Source organism: Bacillus sp. BD59S, assembly GCF_007363175.1.
GTDB classification, from domain to species: Bacteria; Bacillota; Bacilli; order Bacillales; family Bacillaceae_G; genus Bacillus_A; species Bacillus_A pacificus.
The window spans coordinates 2911719-2926445 of the sequence record NZ_CP034686.1 but is presented as its reverse complement, the minus strand read 5'-3'; the positions used below and the strand labels follow the sequence as shown (position 1 = coordinate 2926445).

Below are 14727 nucleotides of genomic sequence, written 5' to 3'. Positions count from 1 at the left end.
TACTTTTAAAAAGTATCCATTCACAGACATATCTCATAGGAGTGTTTTTATTCATTCCACGCCACTCTCTAAAATAGAAAAAGATACATTTTCACAATCAATTTCTGCCATCGCACCGTAAGGTAAAATAAACTTCGGTTCAGTATGGCCGAAATTTAAATTATAAAGAACTGGCAAGTTTTCTAAGTTATATTCCCTCATAACTTTCAGTATTTCATGTTTATATTCTTCATAATACATTTCGTCTTTTGGTTTACCAAAAATGATACCTTTTGCTTGTTGCAGAATACCTTGCGCTGCGTAATTTCGCAACCAATACTTTATAAAACTTGGTTCTGGATGGTCTTCAGAAGTTTCAAAGAAGAGAATACTATTCTCCCAATGTTTTTTCTCAGGCCAAAGCTCCGTTCCTTTTGCAAATTCCAATACTTCTATACAACCACCAATTAAACGACCTTGTACAGTGGTAGAGCCTTGAAGTAGCTCATATCCATTGTTTTGTTGCATCGTACGTCTTGTATGCTTATTTATCTCTATCCATTCTAAACGCTCACTCGTCCATTCATGAGCTGGTTGAATCTCGCCAATCGTTTCATTTGAAAAGAGAGTTCGATTTACCATTTCAACCGTATATGGATCCATCTCTACATTTTCGGCAAAGTCGGTCAAAATTGCTGGACCGTAAAAGGAGGAAATTCCTGCTTTATGACAAAACAAGTGTGAAACGGTAACATCAGAGTATCCCATAAAAATTTTCGGGTTTTCACGTATTACATTAAAATCTATATAAGGAAGTAAGCGAATGCTATCTTCACCGCCAATATTCGCAATAATGGCTTTCACGCGCGTATCTTGAAATGCTGTCATTAAATCTTCCGCACGAGCCTGTGGATTGTTATAAATGAATTCGCTACCTTTTAAACTATTTGGCATTGGGATAACCGTAAGACCGAAAATCTCTTCTAATCTCTTTACTCCTTGTTCATAACGCCATCTTATCTCAGAATCACCTGCGCCTCCCCATGAAGGACTTACTGTTGCTACAATATCACCTGGCTGTAATCTCTTTGGTTTTATTAACATATGAATTCCGCCCCTACATAATGTAATGAACTACGATTATACAAACCGTAGCATTGAAAAATATGATGCATGTCATTAGTTTCTTCATCATCAATTCGTTTCCCTGCTGTTATGCAAGAATTTGGCAGTATTGTTGAATATAGAAATAATCGATTTATATGTAAAAATCACATTATGCATCATTGCATGAGAAAGAGGGTTGCTATTTTTTATAACCTGTAACTATAATAGTTACAGGTTGGTTGTATCCAATCAAAAATAAAATCATCATGAATGGAGATGTTTCATAATGGGTATGAAAAAATTAATTTTAGCAGGTGCTTTAGGGATTGCAACATTATCAGGAACGAATTTACCAGGGTTAGAACTAACAAAAGTGAGTGCAGCTTCTATTGAATCGAATTTCTCGACGTTAGAAGGACGAGTAGTAGAAGTAGATAACGGTGTAATTGTTGTTAAATCTAAGCAATACGAAGAACCTGTTAGTGTATATATAGATTCATTTTCAAACGTGAAAGTAGGAGATGAAGTAAAAGCTACTGGATCTATGATGCGTAATTTTACAGAATATATGGTTGCAACTGCAATTGAAAATACAACAAACAAGTTAGGCATGCATATGAAAGAAGACGGTTCTCCTGATTATGTAATTGGTGAAGTATCAAAAGTAGGAACGATGGAAGATGAGGGAGACGGTGCTACTAAATATGTCGTAGTCGAGTATCCATCGCTAAACGGGAAGAAAGTTATTATTGATGTTTTCTTAACAAAGGGACAAGTATTTAAAGCGGGTGAGAAAGTGAAAATTGATATGAAGTATGTAGGCTGGGGCGGAAGTTCTATTAACTGGAACACAGTTGACCATATTGAAAAAGTTCATGAGGTAAAGAGCAACGTTGAAAATAATGATGATGTTTGGATTTGGTCTTAATTAGACTAATGTAAATAATAAATGTATCATGCAGTACCCAGCAAGCGGTCATACACATGACTATTTGCTGGGTACTTTTTTGTTTTGTATTTTATTTGAGAATAAGGGATTTTCGATTAGAATATGATATTTAAATCGGAGCGAATTTAAAAAATACAATAATGAAAGAGGTGTTTACATATGGAGCGAAATGAGAATTATTTACGAGCTAAAAAAAGGGTGGAGAATTTAAAAGCGTTTTACATTCATTTAACGGTCTATATATTAGTGAACTTAATGCTTTTTTTCATAAATATAAGTTCTGATTCAAGTAAATTATGGTTTTTATATCCACTTGGAGGTTGGGGGATCGGTATCGTTATACACGGTTTAACAACTTTTCCATTTGGGATATTCGGAAAAGAGTGGGAAGAACGAAAGATTAAAGAGTATATGGAGAAAGATAAGTGAATTTATTTTTGGAATGTATGAATATAAATCTCTACAATCAAATGTTTGATGCGAAGCCTATTCTATAGCTTCGCCTATTTGTTTTGTATTCGAAGTTTGTGCGAGTGAGAGTGTTCCTATTCACTTTTCAGCGTGAATAGCATATGAAATCAAAACTTTACTTGTAGCACATAATAAATAAAGTTGTTATCCTTTTTTAATTACATGTAGATATAGGATAAAGTTGATTTATCATCCTATATGAAAATAAAAATAAACTACTGTTCGATTTGAATATTCCACGATATAATGGTGAGAGTTTATATCTGAAGAAATATTTGCATAAGAAGTGAGGTACTATATGAAAAAAAGAACGACAGACATTATTTTTATTATTATTGGTGCATTCCTTTTTGCTTTAGGTGTCAATTTATTTGTTATTCCGAACGAATTTGGTGAGGGCGGAGTAACAGGTATCACGATTATTACGTACTATTTATTTGAATGGTCACCAGGTTTAGTTAATTTAATTTTAAATGCGATTTTGTTAATAGTCGGTTATAAATTTTTAAATAAAATCACAACGATTTATACGATTATCGCTGTAGTTACGAACTCGCTATTTCTCCATTTAACAGAAGGATGGACGATTACTTCGGATGAAATGCTCGTAAATGCTATTTTTGGAGGAATATTTGTAGGGTGCGGTATCGGTCTAATTATTCGCGTTGGCGGAACAACTGCAGGTACTACGATCTTAGCGAGAATGACGCATAAGTATTTAGGTTGGAGCATTAGCTACGGTCTACTGTTCTTCGATTTAATCGTTGCGTTTTCATCTTATTTCATCATTGGTGCAGAGAAACTGATGCTGACAATTATTATGCTATATGTAGGAACGAAAGTAATGGAATTTGTAATCGAAGGGTTAAATCCGAAAAAGGCCATTACCATTATTTCTGATAATCCAGATGAAATTGCAGGGAAGGTGACAACCTTAATGGGCAGAGGGGTTACCGTGTATTCAGGTCATGGCTATTACACGAAAACGCCGAAGGACATTCTCTATGTTGTTATTAATAAGCAAGAAGTAGTGAAGCTAAAGCGGATTGTTCAAACTACGGATCCGGCTGCTTTCATCGCTATCCACGATGTTCGTGATGTGTTCGGAGAAGGATTTGTTGATATTTCGAAGGCTTAAAAATTGTTTTTGATTAAAATAATCTTAATACTAAAACGTGAGAATCTATTTTGAATAGTCTTTTTTCAAAATAGATTCTTTTTCTTGCAAAAAATCCAATTGTTTCTTAATGTAGTGATGTAGAAGGATGAACAAGAGAGGGTTTAATGAAGATGATACATATTTTATTAGCTGATGATGATAAACATATTAGAGAGTTATTGCATTACCATTTACAAAAAGAGGGGTTTAAAGTTTTTGAGGCGGAAGATGGAAAGGTAGCGCAAGACGTATTAGAGAAGGAAAATATTCATCTTGCGATCGTAGACATTATGATGCCGTTCGTTGATGGCTATACGTTATGTGAAGAAATACGGAAGTATCATGATATTCCTGTTATTTTATTAACAGCAAAGGATCAGTTAGTCGATAAAGAAAAAGGATTCATTTCTGGTACAGACGATTATATCGTAAAACCATTTGAACCAGCTGAAGTCATTTTTCGTATGAAAGCATTATTGCGCCGTTATCAAATGCTGAGTGCTGACATAATTACACTTCACGGAACGACAATTGATCGTAAAGGTGTTGAAGTGAAGTGTAACGGCCAGACGATTTTACTTCCATTAAAGGAATTTGAATTATTATCACAACTAGCTAGTTATCCTGGGAGAACATTTTCAAGAGAAGAGTTAATTGAGTTAGTATGGGGAATGGATTTTGAAGGGGATGAACGAACAGTTGACGTTCATGTGAAGAGACTAAGAGATCGCTTCTCAAAACGAACAGATGATTTTCAAATTACAACAGTGCGCGGACTCGGTTATAAGTTGGAGTTGAAATAAAATGAAATCACTATATTCGAGATTTGTATTTATGACAGTCGGTATTATGCTACTTAGTAGTATAATTGGTTTTTTATTAACAAATGTATATTATCAAGTGAAGTTAAAACCGTATAATAGTGAAAAGATTTTAACGTATGCTGAGGAAGTTAAATCGTTATATGAAAAGCAAAGTGAAGAGAATAAAGAAGCATACTTACAGTCTATTGCGAAATTGGGATATGAAATTTATATTGTCGATGATCAAAAGAATGGAAAGCGTATCGGCAATGCGTTTCGTAAGACGTCTATTAGTGATGATACCGTTCATAAAGTATTGAATGGCGAAACGTTTAATGGCGTTTCTACATATCCGACCCGCCTATTTATTACAGGTTTCTTCGATAATGAGTTAATTAATAGCGTCGGTGTACCAGTGCAACACGGTGATAAACAGTACGCTTTATTTATTCGTCCTGACATTCAGAACCAATTTGGCGAGATGCGAATTTTCTTAGCGGTATTACTTGTGTTTATCGTGCTATTAAGTATCATTTTTATAGCAATTGCAGCAGGTTATATCGTTCGTCCCATTCGTAAATTCACGAAGGCTACGCAAAAAATTGCAAGTGGTAAATATGATATCGAATTAGACGTAAAACGAAAAGATGAAATTGGTACGTTAGCTACGAGCTTTCAGAAGATGACGAAAAGTATAAAAGAATTGGATGAAATGAGACAAGAATTCGTTTCGAATGTCTCGCACGAATTTCAATCGCCGCTTTCTTCCATACAAGGTTTTTCGAAAACATTGCAAACAGAAAAGATGAGCGTGGAAGAAAGAAACCATTACTTACAAATTATTGAGGGCGAAAGTAAGCGAATGTCTAGTTTATGTAAACAGTTACTTACGCTTGCTTCTTTAGATAAAGAAGAGAAAGTGTTGCAAATAAAAGAATTCAATTTGCAGAAGCAAATTAAAGACGTCATTTTTATGCTCGAATGGAAATGGCGTGAAAAAGATATCGCCGTTGAATTCGATGTGCCCGATATTGTTATAAAAGGTGATGAAAACTTACTTCATCAAGTATGGAGTAATATTTTCACTAATAGTATTAAGTTTTCAAACGATGGTGGGACCATTGAGTTTTTTGTCGAAGAGTTAGAGTCTAGTGTTATTATCTCTATATCCGATAACGGAATCGGTATGGAAAAAGAAGAGATGGAACGTATTTTTGATCGTTTTTACAAAGTAGATACAGCAAGAGCAAGAAACGTAGAAGGTAGTGGTTTAGGATTATCGATTGTGCAGAAGATTGTTGAACTGCATCATGGAAACGTTTCGGTGTATAGTACGAAGGGGGAAGGGACGACCGTTCGGGTTGAGCTTCCTAAATAGATGAAAGAGGCTGTTTCGGAACGGCCTCTTTTTTGTTCGTTAGTCTATGTGTAAAGTGAAAAGAGTTGTTTTAAAGATGTGAGTAATCCTATTCCATAATTGGACTTGTTTGTAGAATAAGATTAGGAGGAAGCTTATTTAAAAATGTAGAATCTCTACAGAGTTATAAGATTTTATTGAAACTTTAGCTATTTAGGGAGGAAATTACTTTGAAACGAATTGACTTGTTATTAAACGCACTAGATTCAACATTTGATAAAGAGAGTTGGTATGCACCGTTTAAACATGCTATAGAAGGACTTACAGCCGAACAGGCTATGTGGAAGCCATCTAGAGGGGTAACGAACAACATTTGGGAGAATGTTAATCATCTCATTTATTACAAAGAGAGGCTTGCTGCAAACTTGGAAGGCCGTGCATGGACACATAATCTTGACGGAAATGACACATTTTATCTGACTAAGCAATCTAATAATGATATGGAATGGAAGAAAGTCGTTGAACGTTGTGAAGATGTTCAACATAATTTAAGACAGGTATTAAGTGCAATTTCCGAAAGAGAGCTTGAGCAAAATTCACTAGAGGGGAAATTACTGGATATCATGCTTCATGATGCTTATCATACAGGACAAATTATTCAATTAAGGAAAATGCAGGGTGCTTGGCCATCAAAGCGTTAACTGTCGTTTTAAGTTGGTGCTATTGTTAAATAAAATTTAGATATTCAAAGGACTTTATTGTTATATTTTTAGTGAAGTATTTTACATCCAAAATGAAATAACTATATTTTTAACCCCGTCCCCAATTTAGAACGGGGTTATGTTTGGTTGCTATAAAGCCGCACCTTTCCCGAGCTCTTCTTTAAACCGTACTCCAAAAGTATCTGCTGTAATTTCATCAGCTTTCGGCAATGCCCGTAATTTCGGATGAAGTAGCCATACGAGAGAAATAAATAAAATCCCAATGCTAGCGAGCGCGAAAATGAGTTGGCTACTAAATACATTTGCAGTGTATCCGCCAATTAAAGAACCAAATGGCATCGCAATTGTGCCCATACTTCGCATGACAGAGTTGATGCGTCCAATATATTGATTTGGAATTACAATTTGACTAATTGTCGCAAATAATATGTTGGTTGCACCAATCGGTACCCAAGCTAGGCCGAATAAGAAAATAGACAGCCATTGAAACGGTACAACCGTAGAGAAAAACCAAAAGATAGCACCAGTCGCAAAGCCAATAATAGAGACACGGCCAACATTACGTTTGCCAACCCAGGAACTGAATAATGCACCAATGAGACTACCTGCTGATATAGCAGCTAAGAAGAAGCCGTATGATTTCACACCACCTAAAGAATCAGCGAAAGAAGGGAGTATGGCCATTGTCATACCGATTGAAAAATTGGCAACAACGGAACCGATTAAGAATACGCCCATTAAGGAACGAAAGACGATCGAAAACCCTTCTTTTAAATCAGTGAAATATTGTTTAGTTGAAAGTGATGTGACCGTTTCAGTTTGCTGTGGCATTTTTAATGAAAAAAACAAAAGAGCAGTAATCGCGAAAGTGAAAGAGTCGATTACATATAAAGTGATTGCGCCAAATAGTGCTACTAATATTCCAGAAAGAGTCGTACAAATTAGATCGATGCCTTGATATGCGAATGAGAAGAGTGAATTTCCTTTTAATAATTGTGTTTTAGGCAGTAGAAGTGGTAAAGCTTTTGATTGTGCGGGATAGGCGAATTGTTCGATAAAGGCTACGATGGGCATGATGATGAGTAGTAGTTGAACTGTTAATAGGTCGAAGTAGTGTGTAATAGGAATGATTAAAATAAGAATGCATTGCAAAACTTGTGTGATGACGAGGGTGTTTTTAATTTGCCACCTATCAACGAATGGACCGGTAAGAAATTGAAGTGCAGAAGGTAATAACGTAAGAAAACCTGCTAATCCAGAATAAAAAGGATTACCACTTAGCTTATATACGAGCCACATCGCTGCTACGTAATATAAGCTATCTCCTATGTTGGTGAAAATTCTTCCTAAAAATAATAAGAGGAAATTCCGGTTTTTTAATATGTCCACTTTATCTACTCCTTTATAATAAATTTATTCGGTAAAATAAATTTGACCGTTTATGTAAAAAAAATCGTTTTACGATTTTTCTTCTTTTTTCACAAACTGTTGCATTGCTCGTTCGTCTATTTGTAGTGCAGTAGTAGAAATGTAATAAGATTTCCTATTTGGATCTTTATCCCCGTCTTTTGCGATTTCATTTAATTCAGCCATCAATTGATGAAATTTTTTCACCCACACTTGAAATTGTTCTGGCGTAGCATCAAACTCCCAGCAAGATGAAACGTAATTCCAATCAGCAGGATCTTCGCTTTCTTTTCGTAATGTAAAAGCTTCTTCGGGTGCAGCGAGAATATGGCTTTTCGTTCTTTCAGCCATTTGTAAAAAGATTTGGCGACCAGATTCGCTTAATATTTCTAAATGAGGTAATAGTTCTGCAGCAGGGGTAAAGCCTCTAGCGACAGATTGATAAAACTTTTGAACGATGCCATTCTTTTCTTCTGTATATACAATTTCTATAAAACCGTTCTTTTCTAATTCTTTTAAATGATAATGAATTTTTGCCCTTGGAATGCCCAATTTCTCAGATAGTAGTTGCCCTGTATAAGGACGTTCGCATAGTCGCATCATCATTTCGACACGTAATGGATCGCTCATTGCTTTTAGTTGGCTATAAGTAGTTAGTGTGAACATGGGCTTCAAAATGATCAACTCCTTAAATGAAATTACTCGGTCAAGATTATTTGACTGAATTGTATCAAGGATTTTGATTGTTTTCAATACTTTCTGAAAATTTAATCTTAATCTCTGTAATCTTCTGTTCATATTCCGTTCATATTTCTTTTTTATGATAAGTGCATAGAAAGAAAGAGGAAGGAGCGAGCGAAATGTTTTTAGCTCTGCGTGAATTAAAACAATCAAAATTAAGATACGGATTAATCGGACTGATTATGGTGTTATTATCATTTTTAGTCCTTGTGATTTCAGGATTAGCAAATGGACTATCATATGATAATGCTTCATCGATTCAAAATATGGAGGCAAACAAGTTCGTTTTAGCAGATGATGCGGAAAATAAATTACTTCGTTCACAAATTAAGAAAGACGATGTAGATAACGTAGTAAATCAAGTAGGCGAGAAAGAGGCAGTTCCGTTTCGTGTGAAAGTTTCAACGTATGAAAAGAAAGATAGTTCGAAAAAAGTGGACGTTGCTATTTTCTCAAGTGAACGTGATTCATTTTTAGAGCCGAACATTGTAAAAGGTGAGAAATTAGGCACAGCAAACAACGAAATGGTTGCTGATGAATCGATTAAAGAAAAAGGAATCGATATTGGAGATACAATTATTGATCCTGTTTCAAAGAAAGAATTTACAATCGTTGGATTTACGAAAGATCAAATGTTTAGCCATACACCAGTTGTATATGTAAATGAAGATGTATGGGGATATATTTCACAACCAAACCAAAAAGATTATAGTGCAATTGCGCTGAATACAGATAAAGAAATTAAAAATGCACATGTTATCGACAAAAAAGAAGTACTGCAAAGTATTCCAGGATTTAAAGAAGAGCAAGGAACATTAACGATGATCATTGCGTTCTTACTTGTTATCGCTGCATTACTAATCGGCGTATTCTTCTACGTAATTACATTGCAAAAAACACAGCAATTAGGTGTATTAAAAGCAATCGGTACGAAAAATTCTTATTTAGCAAATAGCTTAGTTGTACAGGCGTTATTCTTATCAGTCGTTGCGATGATAATTAGTATTGTTCTTGTACAAGGATTAGAACAAATTTTACCAGCGGGTATGCCGTTCTTATTAACAACACCGATGATTGCACAATATGCAGCAATCTTTATCGTAATTAGTATTTTAGGAACACTTATTTCGTTATACCAAGTATTAAAAGTTGATGCATTAGAAGCAATTGGAGGCGGGATGTAATGACTTCATTATTGAAATTAGACAAAGTAAGTAAAGTGTACGGAGAAGGGAATACGGAAGTAACAGCCCTTCATCCGATGTCGCTTGATGTGAAAGCTGGAGAGTTTATCGGCATCGTCGGTCCTTCTGGATCAGGGAAAAGTACATTATTATCAATCGCGGGTGCACTATTATCACCGTCAAAAGGGGATATTTACATTCGTGAGCAAAATATTACGAAGTTATCCGAAAAGGAAATGACAGACATTCGTTTGAAAAAAATCGGCTTCATTTTCCAGTTCGCAAATCTTGTTCCATATTTAAATGTAAAAGAACAATTGCTTTACATTGCAAAGCTTAAAAAAGAAAACAAACAAGAATCAGAAAAGCGTGCGGATCATTTATTAGCGGCATTTGGATTAGGAGAAAGAAAAAATCATTATCCAAATCAACTATCTGGTGGAGAAAAGCAAAGGGTAGCAATCGCTCGTGCGTTTATGAACAACCCAGACTTAATATTAGCGGATGAACCAACGGCAAGCTTAGACTCAAAACGTGCACGTGAAGTTGTAGAAATGATGAAACGTGAAGTGAAAGAGAGCCAAAAAGCAGCCATTATGATTACGCATGATGAAAGAATGCTTGATGTATGTGATCGTATATTGACGCTTCGAGATGGGAAGTTAATATAAAGAAAAAAGACAATCGCACAAGTGTGCGGTTGTCTTTTGTATAAGTGCTTTATTTTGAGAATAATGTTTTAATTTTATTTCGTGTTACTAATAAAACGCCGCCTAATACAGATAACATACCTAAAGCCATATTGTTTGATTGCTCACTACCAGCGTTAGGAAGTTCTCTAGCGTTATTGTTTGTGTTCATAGTACCAGTCTTTGTTTCTGTTTGTTTTGATTGAGATACTTCATTAATTTTGTTATCTACATTTTGCTTCGTTGTATGTACCTCAGCTAATTTGTCCTCAATTTTTTTCTCAGTATGTTTAAAGTCGTTGATTTTAATATCTAAGTCCTGTTTTTTCTTTGTTAAATCGTCTGAAACAGTTTGTTTCGTTTGTTTCATTTCGTTAATTTTATTTAGTAAATCTTCTCTAGCTTTTTGCAATTCAGCTAGTTTATTTTTTACATCTTGTTTCGCTAGTTCTAAGTTAGCAGAAAGACTATCTAAATTGCCTTTAATTTTCTTAAGCTCCTCTAACGTGTTACCAGTATTCGGCTTGTTTTCTTTTAGCTCAGCAAGTTTGTCCTCAGCAGTTTGTTTCGCTTTCTTTAACTCAGCTAATTTTTCATCTACCTGTTTTTTAACTTCCTTAAGTTCATTCACCTTTTGATCGATGTTCTCTTTATGTTGCTTCATTTCATTCACTTTTTCATCGACAGTTTGTTTATGTTCTTTCATCTCATTCACTTTATTATCGATATTTTGCTTATGCTCTTTTACTTCAGCAACTTTATCTTCTACTTGCTTTTTATGCTCTTTAATTTCAGCGATTTTATCTTCGGCGATTTGTTTGTCTTGCTGAAGTTTTGCGTCTAACTCTTCTTTACGTTGCTTAATTTCGTTAATTTTTTCATCAGCAACTTGTTTACGTTCATGTAGTTCATTCACCTTCGTATCAACATTTTCCTTAACCTTGTTAAGTTCATTCAATGTTTGATCCACGTTTTCTTTGTGCTGCTGTAATTTCGCATCTAACTCTTGTTTATGTTGCTTAATTTCAGCTAATCGATCTCCTGTACTTTGCTGAGTAGTAGAATCAGTTACTTCTGCATGAGCAGAATTTGCACCAGCAATCATTGCCAGAGCTAGTGTAGACGCAGCGATTGTTTGTTTTGTTTTCATATTTTTGTACCTCTTTTCTTTCATATGCATGAACTGTTTTGTGTAAAAATGAGCATATAGAAGTAGATTATCTTATCATTATATACCATGTTAAGTGGTTAGAGGAAGGATTTGCATAATAATCTATCATTATGTAATTATTAAATTCTTTTATTTTGGGGTAGGGGACAAAACCTTAGCTAGATGAATAATTTCTTCTATAGTAGAGTTTACATCTTTGCTATTACGAATTACAAACAAATAGTCAGCTTCGTTTTCTATAGGATCCACCACATCTTCATCTAGTGATTCAGCCTGTTGTCGATCTAGTACTTCTTTGAAACTAGAATAACCACCTCTAAAAATATTGGTACTTCGTGTGCTTCGAGCCACTCTTTCGTAAAGTACATCATCTGGAATGTCAAAATGAACGAGTATGCGTACATATTCATTTTGTGGAAATAATTCGTTTAATAAATATAATCTTCCGTTTTTACTACGATTGGAGTTACTAATAATAAGGTGTAAATTTGTATGTCCTTTCGCATAATCAACAATGAATTTCGAAAGACCGTGCTTAAATGTATTAGCACCTTCAGCCGGCTGTAATTTTTCGTAATGCGTGTTAATAAATTCAGCTTGGTTATCTTGATCCATAACAAAAGAGTGGGGTAACTCTTTTTCTAAAGCTTTTGCAAATGTAGTTTTACCGCTGTGTGTTTTTCCTACCGTAATAATGACGAATCGTTTCATATTGGCCTCCATGTTTGTTGTTATAATTTGGTACATTCTGTGCGAATCGATAATTTTCCTGCTAGAGAATATACAAAGTGACGGAGTGATAGTAGGCTGGAAACTTGACAAAAAAACTTATTTATGCTATAATTTACCAATATAAAAATAAAGTGTATAATAGGGTTCTCCTGGCCAGGGGAATCCTATTTTTGTTGTAAAAATGAAGGAGAGTGTATGTACGTGAAACAAGGTGAAGCAAGTGTAACGTCGTTAGTATCAGCTTTCAGCAGGGCATATCATAGTGAATTTGATAATCCGAAAATCTTTGATGATTATATCGCTAAAGAATTTATATCGCCAAAAGAACGAAGCGATATTGAAACGAATATGGTTCAAGGGATACATTTTTTCAATACAGACATTGCTGAGCGGTTTCGAGATAATCCGAAAGAAATATTAAAATGGATTACACAAGTTCAATTATCACCAACACCTTTAGCACGTGCGGCATATTGTGAAAGAGTATTACTACATGAAATTACATTAGGCGCAAAACAATACGTCATACTCGGTGCAGGCTTAGATACGTTCAGTTTCAGACACCGAGAGTTAGAAAATAAATTAGAAATATTTGAAGTGGATCATCCTTCTACGCAGCAGTTTAAGAAGGAAAGAATAAAAGAAGCAGAAATTGAAATTCCAAACAACCTTCATTTTGTTTCAATGGATTTCACAAAAAGATTTTCCTATGAAAAGTTACGGAATGAAGGATTTGAAAATAAAAAGACTTTCTTTAGTCTTTTAGGTGTTTCGTATTATTTAACGAAAGAGGAACTTTCCAGTTTAATAGAATGTCTATTTGAGATGGTTCCAGAAGGGAGTTCTATCGTTTTTGATTATCCCAATGAAAACTTATTCACGGAAAAAGGACTGTCCAATCGAGTGGCAAACATGGTGAAAATGGCTGCGGTAGGCGGAGAACCGATGAAATCATGTTTTTCTTATACCGAAATGGAAGCACTGTTAGAGAAGGCGGGCTTACTTATTTATGAGCACTTATCGCCAGAAGACATAAATACATTATATTTTGAAGGACGAAACGATTATTTAAAAGCTTTTGAGACGGTACATTATGTGCATGCGGTGAAGAAGTAAGGAATTAGTAGGCATGGGGAGGAATCTCTATGTCTTTTTTTGTGGAAAACAAGAGGATGGGATTTATTGAAAAAGATAATGATAGGTATATTGCTACATGAGTTACTACATCTAAATGAATATCAGGAAGAATGTGGGGTGTATTTGTGTAAAGAAACAGAATATTCAACAAAAATTCACAATTATGTTATATAATGATTTTAATAAACCATATTTTAGAAATTAACCCCGATTGTGTAGAAATTATATTTTGTTTGGATAAGCTAAAATGTTTAGCTAAAAGAACTTGTAGTGGGGCTTGCTACAAGTTCTTTTATTTGTAAAATTTCTATTGGGTGAAATATGGAAAAAGGGAGGGTGTAAGTTTGATAAGAAATTTAAAGAAAGCAGCACTTAATTCGTTAGATGGGAAATGGGGCGTAAGTATAGGGGGATCGGCGTTATACTATTTTGTACCAACTTTAAGTGCATCAGCAATCGCTAGTTTTATATTTTTAATATTTGGCCTGTTTATTGGGGTAATTGGTTTGGATGTTTTCTTTATTTATTCAATTGGTGGGCAGCCACAAGTAGATCCAACAGCAATAGTTTTACTTATTCTAAGTTATTTTTTTATAGGACTGATTTGTTTTTTTATTTACAGTGTCATACAAGGTATCTTTAATTATGGGTATTCTGTTTTCACCTTACGCTTAGGTAAAAATGAAGATGCTAAGGTGGACGATATATTTGTAGGGTTTAGGAAGAACAATTTGTTTAGAGCAATGAAATTAGGAGTATTGCAGGCTATTTTTCTATTTTTATGGAGTCTGTTATTAATTGTTCCAGGTATTATTAAATATTTTTCTTATTCAATGTCATATTATATTTTAATAGAGAATCCGGATTATACAGCGAGTGAAGCATTAAGGGAGAGTAAAAGAATAATGAAAGGACATAAGTTCAAGTTATTTGTTCTTTGGTTATCTTTTATTGGTTGGTTTTTATTAACTGCATTTATAGGCATGTTTACATTTAATCTATCATTCATATTCATTTCCCCTTATTACAACACAACTGTCTCGCATTTTTACTTAGACTTAATTAAGAAACAGGATGATAGAGAAGCGAAGGTAAGTATATAAAGAATATAAGTAGTAA

At 34.5% G+C, this 14727-nt stretch carries 15 protein-coding genes; 10 read left to right on the top strand and 5 right to left on the bottom strand.

Translation table 11 applies throughout. The features are described 5' to 3' along the window. Positions 1-51: 51 nt before the first annotated feature. On the bottom strand, positions 52-1083 hold the full coding sequence (locus EKQ63_RS17150; protein WP_087953131.1) for a S66 family peptidase: 1032 nt from the start codon (positions 1081-1083) through the stop codon (positions 52-54). 289 nt (positions 1084-1372) lie between these two features. Between EKQ63_RS17150 and EKQ63_RS17145 the strand changes: the two genes are divergently transcribed. From EKQ63_RS17145 to EKQ63_RS17120, 6 genes are all read left to right on the top strand, one after another. After that, positions 1373-2014 (top strand): ATP F0F1 synthase subunit alpha, encoded by a 642-nt coding sequence (locus tag EKQ63_RS17145; RefSeq protein ID WP_087953132.1) that lies wholly within the window; start codon positions 1373-1375, stop codon positions 2012-2014. Positions 2015-2194: 180 nt separating this feature from the next. After that, entirely contained in the window at positions 2195-2464 is a 270-nt protein-coding gene (locus tag EKQ63_RS17140; protein WP_000440733.1) for a 2TM domain-containing protein, read from the top strand. A 340-nt stretch (positions 2465-2804) separates the two neighbouring features. Continuing rightward, positions 2805-3644 (top strand): YitT family protein, encoded by an 840-nt coding sequence (locus tag EKQ63_RS17135; RefSeq protein WP_071710615.1) that lies wholly within the window; start codon positions 2805-2807, stop codon positions 3642-3644. 146 nt (positions 3645-3790) lie between these two features. After that, entirely contained in the window at positions 3791-4468 is a 678-nt protein-coding gene (locus EKQ63_RS17130) for a response regulator transcription factor (protein ID WP_000781961.1), read from the top strand. 1 nt (position 4469) lies between these two features. Continuing rightward, positions 4470-5846 carry a sensor histidine kinase gene (locus tag EKQ63_RS17125; RefSeq protein WP_143881314.1) on the top strand — a complete coding sequence of 459 codons (1377 nt, stop codon included), beginning with the start codon at positions 4470-4472 and terminating at the stop codon, positions 5844-5846. A gap of 209 nt (positions 5847-6055) precedes the next feature. Then, positions 6056-6526, top strand: a complete 471-nt coding sequence (locus tag EKQ63_RS17120) for a DinB family protein (protein ID WP_088327755.1) — start codon at positions 6056-6058, stop codon at positions 6524-6526. 150 nt (positions 6527-6676) lie between these two features. Here EKQ63_RS17120 and EKQ63_RS17115 read toward each other — a convergent pair whose 3' ends face one another. Further along, complete coding sequence (locus tag EKQ63_RS17115) at positions 6677-7936, bottom strand: MFS transporter (protein WP_143881313.1); 1260 nt, start codon at positions 7934-7936, stop codon at positions 6677-6679. Positions 7937-8005: 69 nt separating this feature from the next. Beyond that, positions 8006-8629 (bottom strand): ArsR/SmtB family transcription factor, encoded by a 624-nt coding sequence (locus EKQ63_RS17110; RefSeq protein WP_087953136.1) that lies wholly within the window; start codon positions 8627-8629, stop codon positions 8006-8008. Between the two features lie 185 nt (positions 8630-8814). Here EKQ63_RS17110 and EKQ63_RS17105 point away from each other — a divergent pair, with 185 nt between their 5' ends. After that, positions 8815-9879, top strand: coding sequence for an ABC transporter permease (locus tag EKQ63_RS17105; protein ID WP_143881312.1), 1065 nt, complete (start codon positions 8815-8817; stop codon positions 9877-9879). Further along, positions 9879-10550 (top strand): ABC transporter ATP-binding protein, encoded by a 672-nt coding sequence (locus EKQ63_RS17100; protein WP_000202604.1) that lies wholly within the window; start codon positions 9879-9881, stop codon positions 10548-10550. The genes EKQ63_RS17105 and EKQ63_RS17100 overlap by 1 nt, the downstream gene beginning before the upstream one ends. A gap of 49 nt (positions 10551-10599) precedes the next feature. Here the strand turns inward: EKQ63_RS17100 and EKQ63_RS17095 are convergent, their stop codons facing one another. Then, positions 10600-11718, bottom strand: a complete 1119-nt coding sequence (locus EKQ63_RS17095; RefSeq protein WP_087953138.1) for an LPXTG cell wall anchor domain-containing protein — start codon at positions 11716-11718, stop codon at positions 10600-10602. A 150-nt stretch (positions 11719-11868) separates the two neighbouring features. Next, complete coding sequence (locus EKQ63_RS17090; RefSeq protein WP_087996105.1) at positions 11869-12450, bottom strand: ATP-binding protein; 582 nt, start codon at positions 12448-12450, stop codon at positions 11869-11871. Between the two features lie 216 nt (positions 12451-12666). Here EKQ63_RS17090 and EKQ63_RS17085 point away from each other — a divergent pair, with 216 nt between their 5' ends. Together EKQ63_RS17085 and EKQ63_RS17080 are read left to right on the top strand one after the other, a co-directional pair. Further along, positions 12667-13587, top strand: a complete 921-nt coding sequence (locus EKQ63_RS17085) for a class I SAM-dependent methyltransferase (RefSeq protein ID WP_087996104.1) — start codon at positions 12667-12669, stop codon at positions 13585-13587. A gap of 365 nt (positions 13588-13952) precedes the next feature. After that, positions 13953-14711 (top strand): DUF975 family protein, encoded by a 759-nt coding sequence (locus EKQ63_RS17080; protein WP_143881311.1) that lies wholly within the window; start codon positions 13953-13955, stop codon positions 14709-14711. Positions 14712-14727 lie beyond the last annotated feature (16 nt).